The organism is Rhodopseudomonas sp. BAL398 (assembly GCF_033001325.1).
Lineage (GTDB): Bacteria > Pseudomonadota > Alphaproteobacteria > Rhizobiales > Xanthobacteraceae > JARJEH01.
The window spans coordinates 4,589,244-4,612,028 of record NZ_CP133111.1 but is presented as its reverse complement, the minus strand read 5'-3'; the positions used below and the strand labels follow the sequence as shown (position 1 = coordinate 4,612,028).

At 59.4% G+C, this 22,785-nt stretch carries 18 protein-coding genes; 9 read left to right on the top strand and 9 right to left on the bottom strand.

Annotation, left to right across the window (positions count from 1 at the left end; translation table 11 throughout):
* Positions 1-224 precede the first annotated feature (224 nt).
* Positions 225-1,052 (top strand): type I methionyl aminopeptidase, encoded by an 828-nt coding sequence (gene map, locus RBJ75_RS21760; RefSeq protein ID WP_044417105.1) that lies wholly within the window; start codon positions 225-227, stop codon positions 1,050-1,052.
* Positions 1,053-1,945: 893 nt separating this feature from the next.
* On the opposite strand, the gene RBJ75_RS21755 is transcribed toward map, so the two are convergent.
* Complete coding sequence (locus tag RBJ75_RS21755) at positions 1,946-2,959, bottom strand: Ku protein (protein ID WP_044412704.1); 1,014 nt, start codon at positions 2,957-2,959, stop codon at positions 1,946-1,948.
* A gap of 123 nt (positions 2,960-3,082) precedes the next feature.
* On the opposite strand from RBJ75_RS21755, the gene RBJ75_RS21750 reads away from it, so the two are divergent.
* The 3 genes from RBJ75_RS21750 to RBJ75_RS21740 all read left to right on the top strand — a co-directional run bounded on the left by RBJ75_RS21750 (position 3,083) and on the right by RBJ75_RS21740 (position 5,683).
* Positions 3,083-3,322, top strand: coding sequence for a hypothetical protein (locus tag RBJ75_RS21750; RefSeq protein ID WP_044412703.1), 240 nt, complete (start codon positions 3,083-3,085; stop codon positions 3,320-3,322).
* Positions 3,323-3,665: 343 nt separating this feature from the next.
* Positions 3,666-4,253 carry a RadC family protein gene (locus RBJ75_RS21745; protein WP_044412707.1) on the top strand — a complete coding sequence of 196 codons (588 nt, stop codon included), beginning with the start codon at positions 3,666-3,668 and terminating at the stop codon, positions 4,251-4,253.
* A 176-nt stretch (positions 4,254-4,429) separates the two neighbouring features.
* The gene (locus RBJ75_RS21740; RefSeq protein ID WP_044412701.1) at positions 4,430-5,683 is read left to right on the top strand and encodes a tyrosine-type recombinase/integrase; all 1,254 of its coding nucleotides are present in this window, start codon (positions 4,430-4,432) and stop codon (positions 5,681-5,683) included.
* On the opposite strand, the gene RBJ75_RS21735 is transcribed toward RBJ75_RS21740, so the two are convergent.
* Entirely contained in the window at positions 5,581-6,117 is a 537-nt protein-coding gene (locus tag RBJ75_RS21735) for a hypothetical protein (protein ID WP_160297942.1), read from the bottom strand. The two genes, RBJ75_RS21740 and RBJ75_RS21735, sit on opposite strands and share 103 nt — an antisense overlap.
* Before the next feature lie 25 nt (positions 6,118-6,142).
* Here RBJ75_RS21735 and RBJ75_RS21730 point away from each other — a divergent pair, with 25 nt between their 5' ends.
* From RBJ75_RS21730 to RBJ75_RS21710, 5 genes are read left to right on the top strand one after another with little or no spacing between them, the layout of a single operon-like run.
* Complete coding sequence (locus tag RBJ75_RS21730; protein WP_044412696.1) at positions 6,143-6,511, top strand: type II toxin-antitoxin system RelE/ParE family toxin; 369 nt, start codon at positions 6,143-6,145, stop codon at positions 6,509-6,511.
* Between the two features lies 1 nt (position 6,512).
* Positions 6,513-6,872, top strand: coding sequence for an XRE family transcriptional regulator (locus RBJ75_RS21725; RefSeq protein WP_080901066.1), 360 nt, complete (start codon positions 6,513-6,515; stop codon positions 6,870-6,872).
* On the top strand, positions 6,865-8,172 hold the full coding sequence (locus tag RBJ75_RS21720; protein WP_044412695.1) for an SIR2 family protein: 1,308 nt from the start codon (positions 6,865-6,867) through the stop codon (positions 8,170-8,172). Before RBJ75_RS21725 ends, RBJ75_RS21720 begins: the two co-directional genes overlap by 8 nt.
* Positions 8,162-10,159, top strand: a complete 1,998-nt coding sequence (locus RBJ75_RS21715; protein ID WP_044412694.1) for an ATP-binding protein — start codon at positions 8,162-8,164, stop codon at positions 10,157-10,159. The genes RBJ75_RS21720 and RBJ75_RS21715 overlap by 11 nt, the downstream gene beginning before the upstream one ends.
* Positions 10,149-11,060, top strand: a complete 912-nt coding sequence (locus tag RBJ75_RS21710) for a 3'-5' exonuclease (RefSeq protein WP_044412693.1) — start codon at positions 10,149-10,151, stop codon at positions 11,058-11,060. The genes RBJ75_RS21715 and RBJ75_RS21710 overlap by 11 nt, the downstream gene beginning before the upstream one ends.
* 76 nt (positions 11,061-11,136) lie before the next feature.
* Here RBJ75_RS21710 and RBJ75_RS21705 read toward each other — a convergent pair whose 3' ends face one another.
* The 7 genes from RBJ75_RS21705 to RBJ75_RS21675 form a co-directional block, all read right to left on the bottom strand.
* Positions 11,137-12,336 (bottom strand): GIY-YIG nuclease family protein, encoded by a 1,200-nt coding sequence (locus tag RBJ75_RS21705; RefSeq protein ID WP_044412692.1) that lies wholly within the window; start codon positions 12,334-12,336, stop codon positions 11,137-11,139.
* Positions 12,329-14,404, bottom strand: coding sequence for a DEAD/DEAH box helicase (locus RBJ75_RS21700; protein WP_276156815.1), 2,076 nt, complete (start codon positions 14,402-14,404; stop codon positions 12,329-12,331). The genes RBJ75_RS21705 and RBJ75_RS21700 overlap by 8 nt, the downstream gene beginning before the upstream one ends.
* Positions 14,404-15,498 carry a hypothetical protein gene (locus RBJ75_RS21695; RefSeq protein WP_152647773.1) on the bottom strand — a complete coding sequence of 365 codons (1,095 nt, stop codon included), beginning with the start codon at positions 15,496-15,498 and terminating at the stop codon, positions 14,404-14,406. Before RBJ75_RS21695 ends, RBJ75_RS21700 begins: the two co-directional genes overlap by 1 nt.
* Positions 15,495-18,296 carry a class I SAM-dependent DNA methyltransferase gene (locus RBJ75_RS21690; RefSeq protein WP_044414094.1) on the bottom strand — a complete coding sequence of 934 codons (2,802 nt, stop codon included), beginning with the start codon at positions 18,294-18,296 and terminating at the stop codon, positions 15,495-15,497. The genes RBJ75_RS21695 and RBJ75_RS21690 overlap by 4 nt, the downstream gene beginning before the upstream one ends.
* The gene (locus RBJ75_RS21685; RefSeq protein WP_411194479.1) at positions 18,283-18,531 is read right to left on the bottom strand and encodes a HigA family addiction module antitoxin; all 249 of its coding nucleotides are present in this window, start codon (positions 18,529-18,531) and stop codon (positions 18,283-18,285) included. The genes RBJ75_RS21690 and RBJ75_RS21685 overlap by 14 nt, the downstream gene beginning before the upstream one ends.
* Before the next feature lie 361 nt (positions 18,532-18,892).
* Complete coding sequence (locus RBJ75_RS21680) at positions 18,893-19,558, bottom strand: hypothetical protein (protein WP_276156816.1); 666 nt, start codon at positions 19,556-19,558, stop codon at positions 18,893-18,895.
* Complete coding sequence (locus RBJ75_RS21675; protein WP_052628797.1) at positions 19,555-22,680, bottom strand: class I SAM-dependent DNA methyltransferase; 3,126 nt, start codon at positions 22,678-22,680, stop codon at positions 19,555-19,557. Before RBJ75_RS21675 ends, RBJ75_RS21680 begins: the two co-directional genes overlap by 4 nt.
* Between the last annotated feature and the right edge of the window lie 105 nt (positions 22,681-22,785).

Genomic DNA, 22,785 nt, shown 5'->3' with positions numbered 1-22,785 from the left:
TTCCGCCGAGACGTCGCGGGCGAGCGCGACCGAGGCAATCGCGAGCGGCAGACGAGCTGACGCGGATTCATCGCGCATGGCCGGTCGAAATCTTCGTCCTTGAGCAAAATTGACCAGTTTCGGCGCCGCGCAGGGCGGCTAACCGGCGCTTTAGCTTGCACGGGCCGCCGCGATCACTAAATTGGGGGCTCAAATCACCCCTTTGCGCCGAAGCAGACCGTCCAATGAGCTACGTCGAAGCCTCCGAACAGACCTCCCTGCGTAAAACAGGCCAGATCAAGCTGCACGGCCCCGCGGCCTTTGCCGGCATGCGCAAGGCCGGGCAATTGGTGGCGCGCTGCCTCGACGCGCTGGTCGACATCGTCAAGGTGGGCGTGCCGACCTCGAAGATCGACGACTTCGTGCGCGACTTCGCCTTCAGCCACGACGCCTACCCCGCCACGCTGATGTATCGCGGCTATCGCTATTCGACCTGCACCTCGATCAACCATGTGGTCTGCCACGGCATGCCGGGCGACCGGCCGCTGAAGGAAGGCGACATCGTCAATGTCGACGTCACCTTCATCGTCGACGGCTGGTACGGCGATTCCAGCCGGATGTATGCGGTCGGCCCGATCGCGCGCAAATCGGAGCGGCTGATCGACGTCACCTATGAATCGCTGATGCGCGGCATCGCCGCGGTCAAGCCCGGCGCCACCACCGGCGACATCGGCCACGCCATCCAGAGCTTCGTCGAACCGCAGCAGATGAGCGTGGTGCGCGATTTCTGCGGCCACGGGCTCGGCCGCATCTTTCATGACGAGCCCAACATCATCCATGTCGGCAGCCCCGGCCAGGGCGTGGTGCTGAAGCCCGGAATGCTGTTCACCATCGAGCCGATGATCAATCTCGGCAAACCCTATGTGAAGATCCTGTCCGACGGCTGGACCGCGGTGACGCGGGACCGCTCGCTGTCGGCGCAGTTCGAGCATTCGGTCGGCGTCACCGAAACCGGCGTCGAGATCTTCACGCTGTCGCCCAACAATCTCGACAAGCCGCCGGTCTCCGGCTGAGCCTCTGTTCGCCGGCCGGCTGCGCGTTGGCGCCCCATCCTGACCGGCGGTCCTCCTGCTGACGGCCATCAATGTTCGCCGTGTCTGTGTCGGCCGCCTCTCCGTCCCGGTCGTCATTGCGAGGAGCTCTTGCGACGAAGCAATCCAGTCCTTGCTTGGCGCCGCTGGATTGCTTCGCTGTCGGACGGCGCACCGCGCCGGCCTCGGCTCGCAATGACGCACCAGGCTTGATTTGAGTGGTTTCTTTTGGGTCAGACTCTGAGGCGCCTCGGGATGACGGCGCGCGGCGGCGTGTGCTGACGGCGACGGATTCGAATGTCAAACAGCCACGGCGGATCATGGGTTCGCAGTCTCGCGACGCATCCGCGCCCGAGCCTTGCCAACAACGCCGCCCCGATGAGGGGCGGGGGCGCGCCGCGCGGCGCGAGTTTGGAGCTTCGCGATCGGCTTATGGGCCAATCGCGTATCGCCTTGCGGCGCGCCCCGCAGGCCGGCGAACCAGCCTGGCATTTCGCGGCGATTTTGGGCCCCAGGACCGTGCTTCCGGGCGCAGGCGCGATGCCGTTGCACCGCTTGATCCAGGCGGTTTCCCGCCCTTCGCCTGTGCCGCGTCCAGCCAACTAGCAAGTGGCAGGCTCTCTTAGTGGAGCCGGACGGCGACCCAGGGCCTCCCGGGACGTGGTTGCGAGCCACGCGCGCGGGACGCCGCATCGACCCGACGGGACGAATCCCGCCGTGGCCAGCATTGGCCCGGATCGCTCCGCGCCGCTGCTCTGTCCCGCTTCACAAGCGCCCTCGAGAAGCGCCCCTCACGGACAGGACGGCTAGGAATATAATCGCAGGAACAAGTTTGTCAACCGGATGCTCGCGCCGCCAGATGGCCGCGCGGGATTTCATCCGGCCTTGCGGGCCTTGGCGGCATGTCGCGCCGGCTTCTTGGCGGTTTCGGCCTTCGATGCCTTGCTGCCGCTGATCGGCAGCAGCATTTCCTTTTGCCCGGCCGCGGTCTTTCGCTTTCTGCCCTTCGGGGTTTTGGCTGTCGATTTCGCCGCCGACTTGGTCGCGGCGGATTTGCTCGCGCCCGGTTTGGTCGATGACGATTTGCCAGCCCCGGGTTTCGAGCCGTCCGGCTTGCCGCCGGACAGGCTGCGCTTGAGCGCATCCATCAGGTCGACGACATTGTCGCCGCGCGGCCGCGGCGCCGCCGCGATCGTCTCGCCATTGCGCTTGTGATTGATCAGCTCGGTCAGCGCGGCTTCGTAATGATCCTCGAATTTGTCCGGCGTGAAATGGCCGGATTTCTGCTCGACGATATGTTTGGCCAGGTCGAGCATGTCCTTGGTGATCTTGACGTCCTGAATGTCGTCGAAATATTCGGCGGCATCGCGCACCTCATAGGGATAGCGCAGCAGATTGCCCATCAGCCCGTTGTCGCGGGCTTCCAGCGCGATCACATGCTCGCGATTGGTCAGCACCACCCGCGCCAGCGCCACCTTGTCCATCTGGCGGATGGTCTCCCTGATCACCGCATAGGCGTCGTGGCCGACCTTGCCGTCCGGCACGATGTAATAGGGCCTGATCAGATAGAGGTCGTCGATTTCCGACCGCGGTACGAACTGGTCGATATCGATCGTATGGGTGGATTCCAGTGCGATGCTATCCAGTTCGTCAGCCGATACTTCGATATAAGTATCGGTATCGACCTTGTAGCCCTTGATGATATCATCGGCCTCGACCTCCTCACCGGTCTCGGCATCGACCTTGAGGTATTTGATCCTGTGGCCGGTGTTGCGGTTGATCTGGTTGAAACTGATTTTTTCCGAATCCGAGGTGGCCGGATACAGCGCCACCGGGCAAGTGACGAGCGAAAGGCGCAAAAAGCCCTTCCAATTGGCGCGGGGGGCCATGAAATTACTCCAGGACTGGACTCAACAGAACGCGAAGCAGGGAACTGGAACTCAAGCCGAAGCCGGGGGATTCGTTCCCGGACAATTGTATATTACCGTTGTCAGCGTATCGGAGTATCCACAATGGTTAATCGCCCACGCGATCTGGCGGACCGGATGGCGGACCGCAAGACGCCACGCCAGCCGGCCGACGGCTTTCTGCGCGAGACCTTTCGGCTGCCGCGCGCCGCGGCCCGCGCCAAGGCCCGGGATTTCCTGCACAGCTACCCCAAGGCCGCCTATATGAGCGGCGTCGAGAACTGGCGGGAATTGCCCGGCGACGAAATCGAATTCACCATGCGCCGGCTGCCGACCGCGGATTGAGTGCGTTCACCGAGGCCTGCGACGCCGGCGAAGCCCTCGGATCAATCGCGCCTCGACAAATCCAGCGTCGCGTCATTCCGGGGCGCGCGCAGCGTCAGCTGCGAGTGAACCCGGAATCTCGCGCCATTGTAAAACGTCAGAGCGGCATGAAACGGACGGCGGCATGGTTTGCAAGATTCCGGGTTCACTCGGGCTTGCGCCCTCGCGCCCCGGAATGACGAGCTAATGGTGGGGCATCGCAGTGCCCGGCGTTGAGCGGCCATCATCAAAACTTCGATAAATCCCGGTTGCAAATGACGGTGGGCGCGGCATGGTTGGGGTCTCTCTCAACGGTGTCGCCGCGATGCCCGCAAAGACTGATGAGCCCGCCGGCCTGGCCGGTTTCGCCGACGCCCCGCATTATCATGGCCATCGTGAACGGCTGCGGGAGCGATTTCGCGAGGCCGGCGCCGACGCGCTCAGCGACTACGAGCTGCTGGAGATGGTGCTGTTCCGCGCGCTGCCGCGGCGCGACGTCAAGCCGCTGGCCAAGACCCTGATCGGCAAGTTCGGCTCCTTCGCCGAGGTGGTGCACGCCTCCGAGACCCGGCTGCGCGAAGTTGCGGGGCTTGGCGAGGCGGCGATTACCGAGCTGAAGCTGATCGCGGCGGCCGCCGGGCGGGTGGCGAAGGGACAGCTCAAGAGCCGCACCCTGTTGTCGTCATGGGCCGCGGTGATCGACTACTGCCGCACCACCATGGCCTTCGCCGACAGGGAGCAGTTTCGCATGCTGTTTCTCGACAAGCGCAACCAGCTGATCGCCGACGAATTGCAGCAGGTCGGCACGGTGGACCATACGCCGGTCTATCCCCGCGAAATCGTCAAGCGCGGGCTCGAACTCTCCGCCACCGCGATCATCCTGGTGCACAACCATCCCACTCACCACTTTTGATCACGCTTGATCACGCACGATACCGCTGATTCACAAGGTTTTTTGGGGTTGTCGTAGAGTCGGATATCATGGCATATTGGGGTCGGTTTTAGGGGGATCGAAGCCCTTTTTGACCCCAGTCGCCGACCCCACAAATCCGTCGAGCGACCCCACTTGGAAGCCGATGGAGAACCCCAGTGCCAAGCCTTACCGATGGAGAAATACGCCGCGCCCTGAAGGAAGTGGAACAGACCGGAAAACAGGTCAGCCTCGTCGACGGCGAAGGCCACGGAACGGGACGCCTCGTGCTCGTGATGAAGCCCATGCCGACCCGGGTGACCGCGGACTGGATGGCTCAGCAGTGGCGGGATCAGAAGCGCATCAAGAAGAAGCTCGGATCATATCCTTCGATGCCACTCAGCAAGGCGCGGGAGATGTTCAACCGCGATTTCGCAGACATGATCCAGAAGGGCCGCAGCATCAAGATCGCCGGCGATACGCGGCCTGGAACCGTCGCCGATCTCTTCGAGGCCTACGTCGCTTACCTCAGGGATGCGGAAAAATCGTCCTGGAAAGAGGCGGAAAAGGGCCTCAACAAGATCGCGGATACGCTGGGGCGTAACCGCCCTGCCCGTGACATCGAACCGGATGAGATCACCGCCATCATCCGCCCCATCTATGAGCGCGGCAAGCGCTCGATGGCGGACCATGTCCGAAGCTATATTCGATCCGCTTTTAGCTGGGGCCTAAAATCAGAGCACGATTACCGCTCAAACTCAGCGCGCCGCTTCCGCCTGGTTTATAATCCTGCTGCAGGCATACCGACGGAACCTAAGAAAGTCGGAACGCGCTGGTTGGACGAAGATGAATTCCTCCGTCTCTATCGCTGGCTCGAATGCCCGGACACTCCGGTGCATCCGCCATATACCCGCGCGGTCAGGATTCTGATGTTGACGGGGCAGCGCGTGGAAGAGATCGCCCGACTGCACGTCGATCAGTGGGACGCGAAAGAACGCGTCATCGACTGGTCGAAGACTAAAAACGGGAAGCCCCACGCGATCCCAGTGCCGACAATCGCCGCGGAGCTCATCGAGTCAATCACACCCAACGCTCATGGCTGGTTCTTCCCCTCGGCAACCGACCCGTCTAAGCCAGTCAGCCACGGCACGCTCTATTCGTTCATGTGGCGCCAGCGGGACCGCGAGGTCATCCCTTTCGTGACCAATCGCGATCTGCGGCGGACATGGAAGACGCTGGCTGGCAAAGCTGGCCTGTCTAAGGAGATCCGGGACCGCCTGCAAAACCACACGCTGCAAGATGTTAGCTCCAAGAGCTACGATCGGTGGAACTACATGCCGGAGAAGCGCGCAGCCATGGCAAAATGGGACAAATTCGCCCGGGTATTGCTGACTAAAAAGAAAAGCAGCGGCGCGCTGAAAAAGGCGGCCTGAGCGTGCGGGCTATGTTGATTGCTGGCGCTGCGATGGCCATCGGCACGGCGGTGCCGACCCACGCAGACCCATGTGAAGGCAGGCTTCCGTCCCGACCAGGTGCCACCTTCGCCGGGACCGTGCGCTATGTCGGCGACGGCGACGGCCTGTGTGTTGGCCAGACCGCCGATCCAAATGCGTGGATCGAGGTTCGCCTCGCTGATTTCAATGCCCCGGAGTTGAACGCGCCTCATGGTCCCGCGGCCAAAGCGGTACTCGAACGCCTGGCTCTCCAACGTGAGATCGTATGCATATCCGAACGCGGTCGCGGCGGCCGGGTCCGCTCCTTCGATCGCGTTGTTGCACGCTGCCGCATCGGCGGGGCCAGTCTTGGCGACCTGCTGCGCCAGGCGGGCGTAGCTGAAGGCGGCAACTGATGCGGCCCAGCTCTCCATTGACCTCGCATAGCTTGGAGGCTATATGACTTGGGAAGTCAGATTGCATTCCGCCTTCGAGGATGAGGTTCTGACCATAGAGCGTGACGTCCGTGTCGCACTATTTGCCGCCGCCAAGCTGCTTGCCGATTTCGGCCCACAGCTTGGCCGGCCCCACGCCGACACGCTCAAGGGGTCCAGACACGCCAATATGAAGGAGTTGCGGTTCGAGGCGGCCGATGGCGAATGGCGAGCAGCCTTCGCCTTCGACCCGGAGAGAAACGCAATCTTGCTCGTGGCCGGCGACAAGTCTGGCAGAAGCCAGAAGCGCTTCTACAAGGGCCTGATCGCCAAAGCGGATTTGCGGTTTTGCGACCATCTGGAAAGCCTGAAATACGCAAAGAAGGGAAAGTGAGATGGGCAGGACGATCGACGATATCATTGCCGAGCTACCCGCGGATGAGCAGTCGGCAATCGAGTCCCGCTATCAGGTACTGAAGCAGGAAGTCGAAGGCCTGCGCGAGCTGCGCCAGATCGCCGGCAAAGCGCAAGCTGACATCGCAACGGCGCTCAACATCAAGCAGCCGTCCGTCTCAAAGATCGAGAGCCAAGCGGATATGTATCTCTCGACGCTGCGCAGTTATGTCGAAGCAATCGGCGGAAAGCTTGAGATAACAGTGAAGTTGCCAGCTCGCCCAATATTTACGATCCACCATCTCGGCGATGTTACCGGGTCAGCGAGCAAGCCAACTGTCGCGCGGCGCGCTCGTGGCTGATCTCGCAGAAGAAACTCCACCGGCACAATTCGAATTTGTTCGCCATGGTGATTCCGTCACCTCCTCCGTCAGCTGGGAACGTGGGCCTGAGCAGGTTCGCAAAGCACTTGGCGAGGCCCTGAACGCGAGGAATGTAGCGTTTCTTCTGGGCGCGGGCTGCTCCTCGTTCGTGCTCGATAAACAAGAGCGCGGCATCTCGACGATGGCGCCGCTCGCCAAGGAATTCTGCAAGCATCCCTGCGTCCCGGATCTGGAAGACGATCTGAACCTTATCCCCACGCCAGACTGGGCGCTGGATCAGGCCGATATCGAATTCCTGGAAGCCGTCGGCGCGAGCCTGTCGGACACGGAGTATTCGCGCAACCTAGAACGCCTGATGGAGTTGCTGCACAGCCTGCGTTTCATCTACGAGCGGAGCAACAAACCCAAGCACGCGGAAAACGGTGCAAAGGTCGAGAAGATCATCAAGAAAGTGCAGGATTTCCTGTGGGACCGCTGTACCAATGGCGCGTTCGCTAACGGCGATCAAACCGTTCTTGATCTCTACCAAGCTTTCTATCGTAAGCTTGTTTTACGCGACCGATCCTTGCCGAGGCCCTGGGTCTTCACAACCAACTATGATCTGTTCAACGAACGGGCGATGGATCGTTTGGGATTACCCTATGCAAACGGCTTTTCTGGCGTGGTCGAGCGGCGCTTCAATCCCGCCACCTTCCGCTATGCGTTGGCTGAACAACTCGACCTAACAAACCGGAAGTGGTCGGCGGTCGATGGATTCGTCTATCTCTGCAAGCTGCACGGCTCGATCAGTTGGACCGAGGATGACCACGGCCTCTTCCCAGTTCGCGAGCTGTGGCCGCAGGACGAACCGACGAAGGTGATGATCTACCCGACGCCGGCGAAGCAGAATTCGAGCCTTGGCTCGCCCTACGCCGACCTCTTCCGCGAATTCCAATCACGGATCGTGCGAGAACAGAGCGTCCTGATTACCGCGGGCTTCGCTTTTGGCGACGAGCACCTGAACCACATCATCTATCAGGCGCTCACCATCCCCACCTTCCGCCTCATAATTTTCGCCGACCCGGCGTCGGGAGGCGAGATCGAAAAACTACGGAAGCTGAACGACCCGCGAATCTGGATCATCGGGGGCGACGGTCCAGAGGAAGGCACCCGCGCCCACTACTTCAGCACGATCGTCGAGCACTTTTTGCCTCAACGCCCCCTCGAACGCATCGATGATGCGGTGAAGTTGGTGTTGGAGAAGATGGGGCCAACGAAGGGCGACGACAGTGAGCTCTGACGACCGCAAACGGGCGATCGGCAAGGTGACGTCCGTCGCCGCCGACCGTTTCGTCATCGAGATGCACAGCGGGACCGACAACTTTACCGTCGTCGGCTTCGACGACATTCACTACGTCGCCCGGCTCGGCTCATTCCTGATGATCCCCGCACAATCCGAATACGTCGTGGCCGAAGTCGTTGGCCTACGTGAACGGGACGGTCCGGGCGGTAGCGGCGGAAACGGCCAATTGGATAAGGCAAGTTCCGCCAAATTTCTTGACGTGGTTCCCGTGGGCATGCTGCCCCTCCAGGGCGTCGGCAAGTTCCGCTTCGGCGTATCGATATTCCCCTCGCTATTCGCGGACGCGCTCTATGCGCTCGACACCGAGCTGGATCGCATCTTCGATACGGACGCCGCCTTCGTTCCCTCCATTGGCCATGCCGGGGCCGAGTGCGTCCCAGCAGAGGCGACCCGCTTTCGGAACCTGGGCATCGGCCAGTCGGTCATTTTTGAAGACTATCAGGTCAAGGTCCGCATCGACGATTTCTTTGGTGGGCACGTGGCCGTGCTGGGAAACACCGGCAGCGGAAAATCCTGCACAGTAGCATCAGTCCTTCAGGCTCTTTTTGAAAAGCCCGACGAACACCACGCCCGCGGCGCAACGTTCGTCGTGCTGGACGTCAACGGCGAATATCACACCGCCTTCTCCAAGCTTCCGGCGGATATCGGCGTCGAACGAGTGATCCTCGACGGCTCAGCAGGATCGGGCAAGTTCCGTGTCCCTCACTGGTTTCTCGACCTGTCCGAGTGGGAACTGCTCCTCCAGGCGAGCGAGCGCACACAGCTTCCCATCTTGCGCATGGCTCTCGGTCTGGCGACGTTGTTCGGCCAGAATAGCGGCGCGCAATTGAACACGTTCCGCAATCATATCCTCGCCACCTGCATCACGCAGATCTTAGGCGACGAGAACCAACCGGGTGCCAAGGAGACGCGCATCCGCGGAATTCTCCAGCGTTTCCGCACGCAGGAAATCAACGCCGCGAAGCTGAGCCAGTGGATCACAGTAAGCTACGGCAACATGCCAAATCTTCAGGGGGCCTATACCTATCTGGCCGGTGCAGACGGCGTGAGCGGGTTCATCGATCCTGACCTGAAATTCCCGGATTACGATGGAACGCCATTCGATTTTCCTGCGCTCGGGGATGCGATCGACCTCGCCCTTCTCTACCAGGAAGCTCACGGCAACCGGCAAATTCGAGATTACTGCTCGCAGATGGTGACGCGCTTCAAAGCGCTGGAGGAGCGAGCCGACTACGCCTTCCTCCGTCACGACGCTGCCAGCGCCAGCGAGCCGGCCGCGTTCCTAGCCAGCCTCCTAGGCCTAAAAGCCGCCGCTGGCGGCCATACCAAGGCTTCCCAGATCGTCATCATCGACATGAACGCAGTCGAAGATGAAGTCGTGGAACTCGTCAGCGCGGTCCTGGCGCGAATGATTTTCCGCCTTCTGAGGCAAGCTGACCCACGCAATCGCTTCCCGGTGCATCTTTTGCTTGAAGAAGCGCATCGCTACGTCGCCTCGACACCATCGCGCTATGCGATGGACGCTGGTCGGATTTTCGAGCGTATCTCGAAAGAGGGCCGCAAATACGGCCTGTTTCTTCTAGTTGCTTCGCAACGCCCCAGCGAGCTTTCAAAAACCGTCCTCTCCCAATGTTCGAATTTCGTGGTTCACCGGATTCAGAACCCCGACGATCTCTCCCAAATCAGGCAGATGACGCCGTTCATATCTGACAGCGTGCTTCGTCGCCTCCCATCGCTTCCGAAACAGCACGCGCTTGTCTTCGGCAATTCTGTCAATCTGCCGACTACATTCAAAGTGCGGAGCGCTTGGCCGCTGCCGGCGAGCGATGATGCCAAAATCGTCGATCTCTGGTTCCACGAGGCCGGGCGGCCATCACTGCTTAAGCTGGGGCCAGCAGCCAGTGATCTGCCGGATGAATTCTGAACTGGAAAAAATCCTCTCTTCGGAGCAAATGGCGGCCATACTTGAGGCCACCGGCGACTATCGCGTTCTCCGGCGCCTTAGGCCAGGCACAAGTCAGGCCGAGGCGCCCCCTGGGTCAAAGCGGGGCGTGCTCTTGGACGTCGAAACGACAGGGCTGGATCCCGACGTTGATGAGATTATCGAACTTGCCATGCTCCCGTTCTTTTACTCCGACGACGACGAGATTGTTGGCGTCGGCGTCCCCTTCAACGAACTACGTCAACCGACTCGCCCGATTCCCGCCGAGGTGACGAAGCTAACCGGAATCGACCAGGACATGGTCGCCGGGAAGTCCATTGATCCTGATTCGGTCAGCCGCTTTGCGGGAGGGAGCCTGATAGTTGCACACAACGCCGCGTTCGATCGCCGCTTCATGGAGAAGTTCTGCCCATCCTTCGCACGTAATCCGTGGGCTTGCTCGATGAGCGAAGTGCCTTGGAAGGATCATGGCTTCGAGACCAACAAACTTGCGTTTCTCGCTGCCACAAGCGGCTTCTACTATGATCGACATCGCGCCGTTCATGACTGCCATGCAGCCGTGGAGCTTCTGGCGCGACCGTTGGCGGCGACCGGAACAAGCGCGCTTAAGGTGCTCCTCGCCTCTGCGAGGACCAATAGCGTCCGATGCTGGGCCGAGAATTCGCCCTTCGAGAAGAAGGATATTCTGAAGGCGCGCGGATATCGCTGGAACGGTGACAACACAAGACAGCCGCGCGGCTGGTGGATCGATGTTACCGAAGCCGATTTATCTGCTGAGATCAGCTTTCTTCATGCAGATATCTATCAGCGGGAGGCCCCGATACGCAGGAGCGCGATCACTGCGTTCAATCGATATTCGGATCGATTTTTCACCGTGAGCTGAACGGGCATTCGCGGCCCCCTTCACGTCAAAATCGGGTGATCGCTTTCGCGGGTACTCTTAACGGGTATCGGTGAAGTCAGCGTTCTCGATGCACCAAACGCGCAGTCTGCGGATCGTAGACGTATCCCGTGATCGTACCGTCCTTTATGCGGACGACGGCCTCATCCACGGCAAACAGAGGAACCAAGAACCACTCCTTGGGCACGATCGGCTGGCCGAAGCGATCCTTGATCTCGACATCCAGCCGCGCCGCGCCAAAGACCTTGTGGATCAAGGTCTCAAGCTTCGCGCGGTTGACGTTGTAGAGCTCGTAAGTAGCGACGATCTCGACATCGGCCATGAGGTAGGTTGGATCGAAGCGAGCGTTGGCGATACGCCGCTCCACGCTGCCGCCCGTCACGCCAATCTTGTGCAGGATTTCGCGGTTCGCGGCGACCAGCGGATAGTCGGATTTGCTGCGCAACACGTAAATCGTTCCGCTCGCTTGATCGCCATCACCCGTCTGGTCGTCGAACAATGGTCCCGCGCTCGGCTCGGTGATCCGCCGGCCAGCCTCATCCTTGTAAAGTGCGCGCTGGAGCGACCGCAGCAGCAGGTCGCTCTCGGTGCCATTGGAGTAGATAACCCTGAGCCGCGCGTCCGTTTCGCCGTTCGGCGCCTTTATCGGCTCTCCGACCTTGGCGACATAGGCGGTCTGGCCGCCAAGGATGAAGAACTGGCCCGCCTGAACGTCGGCCTTGAGGAACCCTGCATCCTTGACGAACGGCCTTGTGGTGCGGAGCCCCCTTTCGAGGTCGCTCTGCACCTGCTCGAATAGCGGTTTGAACGTTTCGAAATCGAGGCACTTTTCCCGGCTCGCGATTTCTTCGGACTCGCGCTTTTCGGCGCTGGTGCGTACATGGCGCAGCTTGGTGATGTCAGATGAACCCGCGGCACCTTCCAATTCGGCAAGCAGCTCGTCCGCGTCCATTCCGTCGGCCGGCGCAGACGACGTGAACGGCGCGCCGGTCAGCAGTCCCTGGTGATCAAACAGCCTGAGGAGGGAGCGGCAATCTTCCAGCGCACGCAGTCGATCGAGCCGCACGGCGTACAGCCGTTCGAATATGTCGCCGTCCTCGCCGAGGCGCGGAGCGTGACCGTTTTTCTCGACAAAGCGCTGAATTTCCTCAAATCCCGCGATGATGCGCTCCTCGCGGGGCGAAGGGCCGCCTTTCTTTTCCGGTTGCGCGAAATCGTCGAGTTCCGAGCGCAGTTCATCAAGGTCGAGGTCACTCATAGCGGCCCTCATCCTTGAAGCGGACGAACGCTGCGGCGCCTTCAGCCAAGTGCTTTTCCCAAGCATCAGCCGAGCTGATCGACGGCAGACGTCCGCGTTCCCGCTTGAACTCAACGGCGCGCTTGGCGATCACCTTAGCCTCCTCCGGCGTCAGGCTGGTGCGCTTGGCGGCAATCGCTGCGGCGACCTGTTTCAGGCTTTCCTCGCTCATGGTCTTGGCGAGGATCGCATAGGCCTCCCCGAAGGGATTGATCCGGTCGATCAAGTCGATGTCCAACTCGCGCACGTCCATCGCGAACTTCCGCACGCCATCAACAAAGGCGGTATTCGCGCTCTCGTCACCCAGCGCGCTGCCCGCCGCGACTTCTTTCGCCTTCTGGGTCAGACTCAACGCCGCCACGGCATGCTGGCGAACAGCCTCCTGGTCCTCCGCGTCGAGCTGCGGGAACTTGTCCTTGATAATCTTGCCCATACGCACCTGGGTCAGTTCCTCGGGAACCATCTCCTCGTCGAACAGGCCACGTTCAATCGTCGTCCTGTCCTGGACGAAGGCCGCGATCACCTCATTCAGATCTTCCTGGCAGATGCGGGTCGCTTCCTCGCTCTTGGGCGTAGCCAAGCCCTTGATCTCGATCTGGAACTTGCCGGAGTCCTCGTTGAAGCCAACGTTGCACTTGCTCGGATCGAAGCCGCCTTCACCATAGTCGAAGCCCGGCGACGGCCCGTTTTGCGGGTTCTTCGGCTTGAACTCGAAGCGCGGCGCCAACACCTGCTCCATGAGCAGGCTCGCCGCGATGGCCTTCAGCGTGTCGTTGACGGCCTCGGTCACGATGTCATCGGCGGCGGCGGGCTCGGCAATCAAGTTCGAGAAGCGGGCGCGGATCTTGCCCGGCGCATCGCGGGTGGCGCGGCCGATGATCTGCACAATCTCGGTAAGGCTGGAGCGATAGCCGACCGTCAGCGCGTGTTCGCACCAGATCCAGTCGAAGCCTTCCTTCGCCATGCCAAGCGCGATGATGATGTCGACGTGATCACGGTTGTTTTTCTGCGATGAATCTTTCAGCGCGGCCGAAACCCGGTCCCGCTTGGCGGAGTCATCATCGACCAGATCGGCGATACGCAGGATCCGGCCTTCCGGCGTCTTGACCAGTTGGAATCCGGTGGCCGGGTCGGTCCCCTGCCAAGCGCCCAACTCTTCAATGATGTGCTCCACCTCCTTAATCTTGTCCTTCGTGCTCTCGCGCGAATTGACGTTCGGGATGTGGATAATCGTCTTCTCGGCCGGGTTCAGTACCTTTAAAATGTCGTCGGCATAGGAATCCGAGTAGAAGAAATAGCCGATGTCGAGCTGCTTCAGATACTGATAGCCGTTGAGCTGCTCATAATAGGTGTAGGTAACGCTTTCGAACTTGCCTTCGTCCTGCGGGGCCAGCACGGCTTCCGCGTCCCCCCGGAAATAAGACCCGGTCATCGCGACAATATGCACGCGGTCACGGCTCATGAATCCGCCCAGATGAATGCCTAGCTTGTTATCTGGATTGGCGGATACATGGTGGAACTCGTCCACCGCAATTAGCCGCTCATCGAACGCCTCAAGCCCGAATCTGTCGACGGCGAAGCGGAAAGTCGCATGAGTGCAGACCAGAACCTTGTCGCGGCTTTCCAGGAAAGCCCCCAGCGCATTGACCTTGCCGCCGTTGTCGTTGCCCGGTGCGTCGCACAAGTTCCACTTCGGCTCGACGTGCCAGTCCGCCCAGAAGCCGTGCTTGCTCAACGCCTCGTCATGGAAGCTGGAGCCGATGGATCTTTCCGGCACGACGATGATGGCCTGCTTGACGCCCTGATTGGCCAGCTTGTCGAGCGCGATGAACATCAGCGCGCGGCTCTTGCCCGATGCCGGCGGCGACTTGATCAACAGATATTGCTCACCTCGCTTCTCGAATGCGCGCTCCTGCATCGGCCGCATGCCGAACTCGTTGGCTCTTGTCGAGCTACCATTGGAGGCGTACCTGACCGAAACGGAGGGGACCGCCAGCTTTAGATTATCAATAGATTTCGATTCTTCCATCAAAATACCCCCCACTCGCGGCCACTCGACATCTTGAAATTAGCGCCAATGGCTTTGCTGCGCTTTAGCCAGCTGCCTTTGTCGGCGTTCGTTCCAACAGTTAAGTTAAATAAGTCAGCCCCAATCTGAGTGAATAACAAAACCCGATTGTCGTATGCGGCTGGACCCGCGGCGCCAGGCATAGGGAGATTAAGTTTATCCATCTTATTATCGCTATACGATAATGTATATTGATCCACCGGACCGCCGTCGAAATGCATGTTTACGCTTCCGATTGACGTATTTTGTGGAACGGCCGCTGGATTAAACCCAAAATAAACGCGCGAAAGACGCTTCAGCATCAGTTGATTTCCTGGGAGCTTTGGGCCTCTATTTTTCGTAATATTGCCTGCCTCTACCCAGAAGTTTGAACATACCCTAAGTTTCTGCAAGTCCGTACCGGTGAGAGCCCCTCTGGTGGTATCGCCACTAGCCAGGTCATCTTCTGTGGGTGTCGGGTTCTGAAGTTTAGGCACGCTGTCAAACAGATTAGCGTATCTCTTAAGCAGGATGGCATCCAAGGGATCCGAGGCATTCCAAGTCGCTGTATACCAGTTTCGTAGGCCCTTTATTGAGGCTGCAGAACTGGGCTCAACCGGATTGCTTCGCTTCACCGCTAGGGTCAGGCCAACCTCGACTCCGCGGGACAATCCAGACCGTGACAGATTTCCAGACCCCGCAAGTGCGTAGTCCTGCTCCTTTCCACGGAAGAGAAACACTTTTGGATGAAAAGGAACCTTTGGCATCCCGCTGTGTGAAAGACAGAAATGCGCGTCGTAGACACGCACTGATGAGGCGGGAAGTGACAACAAGGTCTCCAGCGCAACCGGCTGCGTCCGACAGTAATCGAACGATGTTATCCAGCGCTTTTTTACACCTTTCCACGCACCGTTTAGTGCCGCATCCATCCGCACTAAAAGATCATGAACGCCACTGGCGGTGACATAGGCGGCTGCAGTGTCAAGACATGCTAAGTCATCGGCCTTTGCAAAAGCCTCTATAGCATCCAGCGTCGTTGTCGTCGCTGGTTGCGCAATGTAACCGACCTTGCTCATAACCGCCCCCCCGTTCCCGCCGTTGCAAGCTCCTTCACAACCTCGCCGTCGTTCGCCTGCGCGTATAGTGAGAAGAGCTTCTCCAACCTTTCCGTGTCATTCTTAAATCTTCTGCCGAGATAGATACGCTCTACGATCTCATCATTGCGTCTGTGAGCTTGGTGTAACTGTGAGAATTCGGTCTCCATCTTATCCGGATCATACATTTCTCCAATTGTAGATGGATAATAATACTCACGAGTGATCAGAATTTGAGCGGCAGACTCAGCTAAGTCTTCCCTGTTTTTATCCGTCAGCCGGGGCATCGGGAACGTATTCCACCCGATCGTATTAGAATAGCGAAAATCTGTTTTAATTTTTCCACAGACGGCAGCTATCCAAACCAAATGAAGTCTAGAAGCGATAATTGATAACGCCCAATTAGGCTCATCATAAATCGCCAGCGCGCTGTCAGCGATTATTGATTTGGCATCAAGGAGACCAACCGGCAAGTATTCACGCCTCTCGGATGTATGGCGGGGAATAATGATAGAATGATTCTTTGCGACGCCTTGAATTTGCACGAAACGGTGAGGGCGATCGGCAAATTTCTGCGTCGACGCAGCCTTCATTCCTCTACGGGCATCAGCCACTCGCTCTAACCGCTCTCGAATTGGAACAATATCCACCGCTTCGCTTATGTCGACTTCATTAATCCAGACGCAGTAGCGCCTATTATCGTGAATAAAGTCATCAGATCCACGGAATTCATAGATGAATCTTTCCGCCTTCGCGGATTGCTGCAATATCTGCTTACGCTCTTCGGAACTGAGAAGAAGGTTCCCAGCATCTCTCGGCATATTTCCGAACACCATATTGGGAAGCCCATTCTTTGGCGAATTTGTCGGCTCCACAATTACATCGGGGCTTGCGACTAAGTAAGGGTTGATGTTTTCTACGTCCCTTGATGTGACTTCACCGTCTGAAGATGTTGATATTAGCTTTTTCCGAATACCTCCTTCGCGACGGCTGAGACCAACAATTACGACGACAACCACTGCGTTATTGGTGGCCAAATTCGACCAACGAAATGATGTGTGTGCAAATCGAATAGAAACATCTTCATTAAGCAACGCAGGCCATAGAACTGGAACTTGCTGCCCTTGACAGATCGAGTTAGTACTAACTAAAGCGCAATGTGCTGTTGAACGGCTAATATATTGAGCGGCTTTCATAAACCAACCTGATACATAGTCCAGCGACTTCCAGTTGACTTGCGTGCCTTGAAACGCTGCCTCCAGATCATCCTTCTGTTCATCGCTCTGCAGCTTTCCTCCGTAATAAGGAGGGTTTCCGCAGATATATGTCTCCCCGCCTTCGTTCTCGAATTTGATATCCGCCTGACCTATCGGCGCGTGGAACAGGTCGTCCGCATGGTGCTTCACGCCTGTGCCCTTGGCATCCATCAGGCTCAACCAATCAAGGCGCAGCGCATTGCCGCAGGTGATCCAGTTTTGCGCATCGAGCGGCAGGAAATCACGCAGGGCCTCCTTCTGGCCGCGATAGAGCACATCACATTGGTATTCCGCGATGATGAGCGCCAGCCGTGCGATCTCGGCGGGGAAATCCCGCAGTTCGATCCCGCGAAAGTTGGTCAGCGGAAGCTCGGTACGCCGGTCAGCTTCGTCGCGGCGTCGATTGATTTCCGCTTCGATCGCCCGCATTTCCTTGTACGCGATGACGAGGAAGTTCCCCGATCCGCAGGCCGGATCGAACACGCGGATCTTCGACATACGCTTGCGCAAGTTGAGCAACATGCGCACGTTGTCGCCAGCCTCATCCAGCTTCTCCCGCAGGTCATCGAGAAAGAGCGGGTTCAGCACCTTCAGGATGTTCGGCACGCTGGTGTAGTGCATGCCAAGTGCGCCGCGCTCGTCGTCGTCTGCAACCGCCTGGATCATCGATCCGAAAATATCCGGGTTGATCTTCTTCCAATCGAGACTGCCGATGTGCAGCAAGTAGGATCGCGCGATGCGGCTGAAGCGCGGCACATCCGTGCTGCCGGAGAACAGCCCGCCATTCACATAGGGAAAACCATCAGCCCAGCGCGGGAGGCCAGCAGCGGCCCGTTCCGTAGTCTTGGTATTCATGGCGCGGAAAAGTTCGCTAATCACCTCTTGGGTGTTGGACGAATCCCTCGCGCTCATTCTCTCGATGGCCGACGTGAACACGCCGATGCCGTTAAAAATGTCGGTATCTTCCGCAAAGAAACAGAAGATCAGCCGGGCCAGAAAGTGGTTCATGTCGTGCCGGCGCTGCGCGGTGCCCCATTCGGGGTTGTCCTTCAGCAGCTCGACATAGAGCCGGTTGAGGCGGCTCGTCGCCCGAATATCGAACGAGCTTTCGCGGACCTGCTTGACCGTGGTGATGCCAGCCAGCGGTAGAAAGAAGCCGAAGTGGTTGGGGAAATCCGCATAGGTGCAAGAGACCGGCGCATCGTCGATCGTTAGGTCTTCGGCTTCGAACAGCTCGCCGTCGGTCGCCAACACGAAACGCGCCTTGGCCCGCGCCGTAGCCGGGCTGGCCTTCAACGCTATCAGCGTGCGCGTCACCTCGCCTGACTTGCAGGTAGCGATATGAATGTTGTTGGTCTGAAGCACGCCGCCCAGATCGGACTTGTTTGATTCGCCCTTGCGCAGGCGTTTGAGGGTGGTCTCCTTGTTCCCGAAGGCCTCGAGAAACGCGTAGGGAAACTCTTCGGTGTCGAACGGCCGCTCCGCGAGCGCCGAGATGGCTTCTTCGATTTCAACCGCGTTCATGAGCGCCCTGTCTGTCGTCCGAGGTGCCAGCAAACGGTTGGACCTCGATGCCGTCGGCCTTGTGCATCGCCTCGGCCAGTTCGTGATCGAGTTGACGCATCAACCACTCGCGGGCCGGCAACCCGAAAGCCTTCTCCAGTCGGATCGCCATTTCAGGCGAGATACCCGATCGCGCGTTCAGCAAGTTGCTGAGGGTTTGCCGATCCACGCCGAGAACGCGTGCTGCGTCGGTCACGCTCAGCCCGTGCTTTTCGAGGCATTCCTGCCGAACCACTGATCCTGGATGCATCGCCAAATCGACTCGCTCGAAATCCTACTGCGGAACCCTATAGTGATAATCGACACTCGACAATTGCCGCAGAACTTGAACCCACAGCTTATGGGGAAAGCCTTCCCCCGCGTCCGAGCCTTGCGTTTCGGCCCCCCTTCTACGGGACGCCCCCAACGCCCCTTTGACCGTCTGCGCAGATCAGAACCAGCCCGTAAGACGCTCAACGGGAAGTGCGACTGTGAGCGTGAGGCCCTCCGGATCTCGTCCCGAAAATAGTATGCTAATGACGGCGGTGCTGGAGGGCGGCGTCACAGGCCGCGGCTGGTCAAGCCCTACTTCGAGTCAGCCCAGGGTATTCCAGCACCAAGTGGTAGCAGTCGAATGCGGAGGGATAGTGCTTGCCGGGAGGAACGCTCCGGGTGTGCTTCGAGTAGCGGTTTGGCCGCGCGCTGTGCTCGACAACATCGTGAAGCTCGCAGCCGAGCTTGGTTGCAATCGAGGCCAACGCGTCTGTTGCGTCTCCAGAGATCAGGTATGCCAACATGGCGCCGGAGCTCGAAAACGGCGCATAGCGGCATTTCAGAAACTCGTTCTCCACGTCGTGGGCGTAGGCGGCCACGGCGCCGGGAGTTTCCAAAACCTTCGCCTCAAGGGGCCACATGATGCGCTCATCGGCTCGTAGGACGAAGGCGAGATCGTATTCCGGCGGCTGCGCAGGTGCTGGACGTCTGGTCTCCCTTTCGAACGGCCCGTGCTGAACGTAAAAAGGTTCAAATCCCGTCATCGCGGCGGAAATTCGCGGCTCAAGAACTTGGGTGATGCTGCGCTCCAGATCGCCGCCGTCGACGAAGGGCATCGACTCACGCATCGCGTCGTAGGCGAGCCAGACGAGAGACAAGAACTGCCGCGCCGGCTCCGGTGCCCATGATGCAGCAAGCGTCAGAAATGCGGGGTCCGAGGTGGCCGCGGCCGGCGAGACGGCCCAAGTCAAATCACCATCTCCTGGATGGGGCGTCCCCAGGTGAGCAGATCCAGCGCCACCTCATCGCCATCGTGGAGGCCAACGCTTCTGGTCCAGAACCGCTTTCGATCGGGCTTGACGAGAAAGATTGTTGGCGCACCGCTGCTTGCGTCGTAGATGCGGCCAATCCGCCTATTGAACAATCCGCCACCGGACGGGGCGTCTAGGTCGGCCAGCTGTTCCAACTGACGCAGAAGCTCTGGTGAGGCTATCTCTTGGACTGAGATTCCCGTGTCTTCTCCAAGGCGGAAGGCCACAAGGCGTAGGGGCATCTGTTCCTGAGACGCTCGGAAAATCGTTGCTGAGAGCGGCTTATCCTCGCCGAATCCTGCTCGGATGACCCTGATGAAATATTCGCAATAGGCACGCAGATGGGCCTCGTCGTCAGTGTCACCCAACGTGGTCGACTCATCGCCCAGAGTTTCATCGGTCTCCAGGAAGCCGTCGACGGTGTAGGCCAGCGCATCCTCGATCAGAACACGCTCTGCCTCGTTGAGGCGAAAGAGATCAAAGACCCGGGCGTCCAGGCCGGCGTAATCCGAAATCCCATCCAGTGAGGCTTCGGCCGGATCCGGTATAGGGAGCGAAAGAATCTCGTCCCGAGATAGCTTGGGGCGATAGGCGGACACCCGCCCGCTCGTTAGAAAATGGAAGTACACCGCCAGGCGCGAGTTGTGTGCAAGGCAGGCGGCATCCAGGATCGCCGAGTCGGCGTGGACGGAAAAATAGCTCTGGTTGGGAAGAACGCCTTCCCTGTTGGACGATTTCGTAATGCGCGCATGGAAACGTCGCGTCGGGCTGTTCAAACTGTGCTTGATGATGAGTTGGGGCCAGGCGAAGGCCGCTACCCCGGTCGAAGCCTTCGAGTGAATTTTCAGGTCGTGCGCGACGGGCAATGGTTCAGTTTCCAGGGTCAGGAAGCTATCCGCAGGAAACATCGTTTCATCGAAGATGCGGCGCCCTTCAAGGTCCGGCATCGCCTTCTTCCGGTCGCCGAAATTCAAGCCCTGCTGGTACGGAAACGCCCTCTGGCCGGCTAAAGCTCCTAGGCTCGGGAAGCCCTGAAGCCGCCGGATCAGTTGGAGATCGCGGGGTGCGCCCCACATGAGCTGCGACCAAATAAGCGGTTCTGATATGGCATCCGAAACCCGCAGCACGCGAGCGTCCTGAGGTTCGATCAGGATGCTGAAGTCATCAACTAGCGGACGGACATGCTTCGGGCAGACGTAGCGGATTAGGTCGTCAGCTGCCGGTGCCGATGGAGCCATGATGACGACACATGCTGGGGCGGCCGAAGTCTTGGTCGTGTGAGTCTTGCGCCGAAAGACCTTGAAGCGGAGCGCCGAGAGGTTGAAAATCGCCTCGACCCGGCGGCGTCCGAAAATTTGCTCGCGAAATCTGGCGGCCTTTGGACTGATATTGAAAAGCAGCGAGTTTGCGGACTGAATCATCGCCACCCGCCCGGACGGCGCTGTCAGATCCGAGCCCTTAGCCAGGAACAGTCCGCCGATGTCCTTATTGGGGACAGACCATCCACGCCCTGCCTTGGCCCAGACCTTGGCGTCCTCAGTGATCACACCGTCGCCCCACGGCGCGTTCCCGAGCACCAGATCGTATGAGCCACCATCTGTCGCGGTATCGAAACCGGTCTGTCCTTCAGTGAAGAAATCCGAGCAAATCAGGCGGCGGCCGCGCATGGGCGGGAAAGTCACCTGGGTCCAATAGTGACGGGGCTCAATCTCGTCGCACATGGCGAGGTAAAGACTAAAGCACGCGACCCGCACCGCATGCTGGTCCTTGTCGACGCCAAAGATGTTGCGCTCGAGCAGCCGGCGCAGCGTCTCAGCTCGCACCGTATCGCCTGGGTTGGCGAGCTTCCAGCGGTGGACCAACCGCTGAAACGCCTTGACCAGAAAAATTCCGGATCCACACGCAGGATCGATGATCTTCAAATCCCATTCGGTTCCGTTCCAAGGCAGAACCTGATCGAGAATGAAGTCTACGAGATAGGGCGGCGTGTAGAAGATGCCGTCCTTGGCGGCACGCTCCGTTACGAACGTCTCGTAGATGCTGCTGATGAATTCGAGCGGGATGACGTCGAAGGCATATTGCGGCCATAGCGACATTTGCCGGGAGCCCAGGTCCACATCGCCCCGGATGAACTCCGCCAGAGATGCCAGGTGCGCCGGGCGGACAATGTCCTTCTCTATCGCCCAACCCACCGCCCGCGCCTGATCTGTGTCACCTTTTCCTGGGAACAAATCACCGTTGAACTTCGTGTTCAGCCAGTCGAATAGTCGGTAGGTATCATCGTAGCTCGACAGGATGCTGGCAAAGCTGCCGTGGATCTCGGCGAGGACGCCCTCCTTCTGCAGTCGCTGCAAGGTTGCAGGCGTGAGAGCAGCCTTGCCGTCCTGGTCCTTCCGATCAAACAGAAACTGAACGAAGATGATCCGCGCCAGAAGGTCGTGGCAGATATCGTCGTCGACCAGCCCCTGACCGGCCAACACTGCCCGGATATGCCGAAGATTCCCGAGCAGCATCTGATCGGCTCGACCATCGCGATGAAACCGAGCCGCGTGGGCTAAGAAGAACTGGCCGGAGACAAGGTTGATCCAATGCAAGGCGCGCGCAGCCTGAGCTTCGAGTGGGTCGGAGCCGTGCGGTGACATGGCGTCGGATGCCACGTTCTGAACCAGATACGTCGCGAGATCCCGGCTCGGATCAGGGGCTTCGCAGCAGGTCCAGACCTTGAGGATCGTGGGTTCGATCGTAACCAGGGTCGGCGCATGCGAGAAGTTCCATGCCAAGCGATGCAGTTCGCGCAGCGTGTCTTCGCTCACGGGTCCTGCGAACTCGGCGACGATCGCCAGAGGTGGTTCTGATGTAGCCGCTGCCGCGTCCGCCATGAGAACGCCTAAACGAATGCCGCGCGCATCTGGCATAGCGTCGAGTGATCGGCCGATCTTACCTCGGACGAGGTCCGCGAAAACTGCCGCGCCCGCGCCCTTCGGAGCGAGGATTGCCTCGACATGCGGCCAACCCAGATGGTCGCCGGCGATATCGAGGGTCAGGGGTGAACTCTCCGTCACGAGCGCAATTCCAATGTTCCTTGCTTGTCTCCAGCGAACCGCCCGATGGTCGCAGCACCACGAGGCTTCTTCTTGGTCAGGCCAAGTCGGGCGAAGACGGGCGCA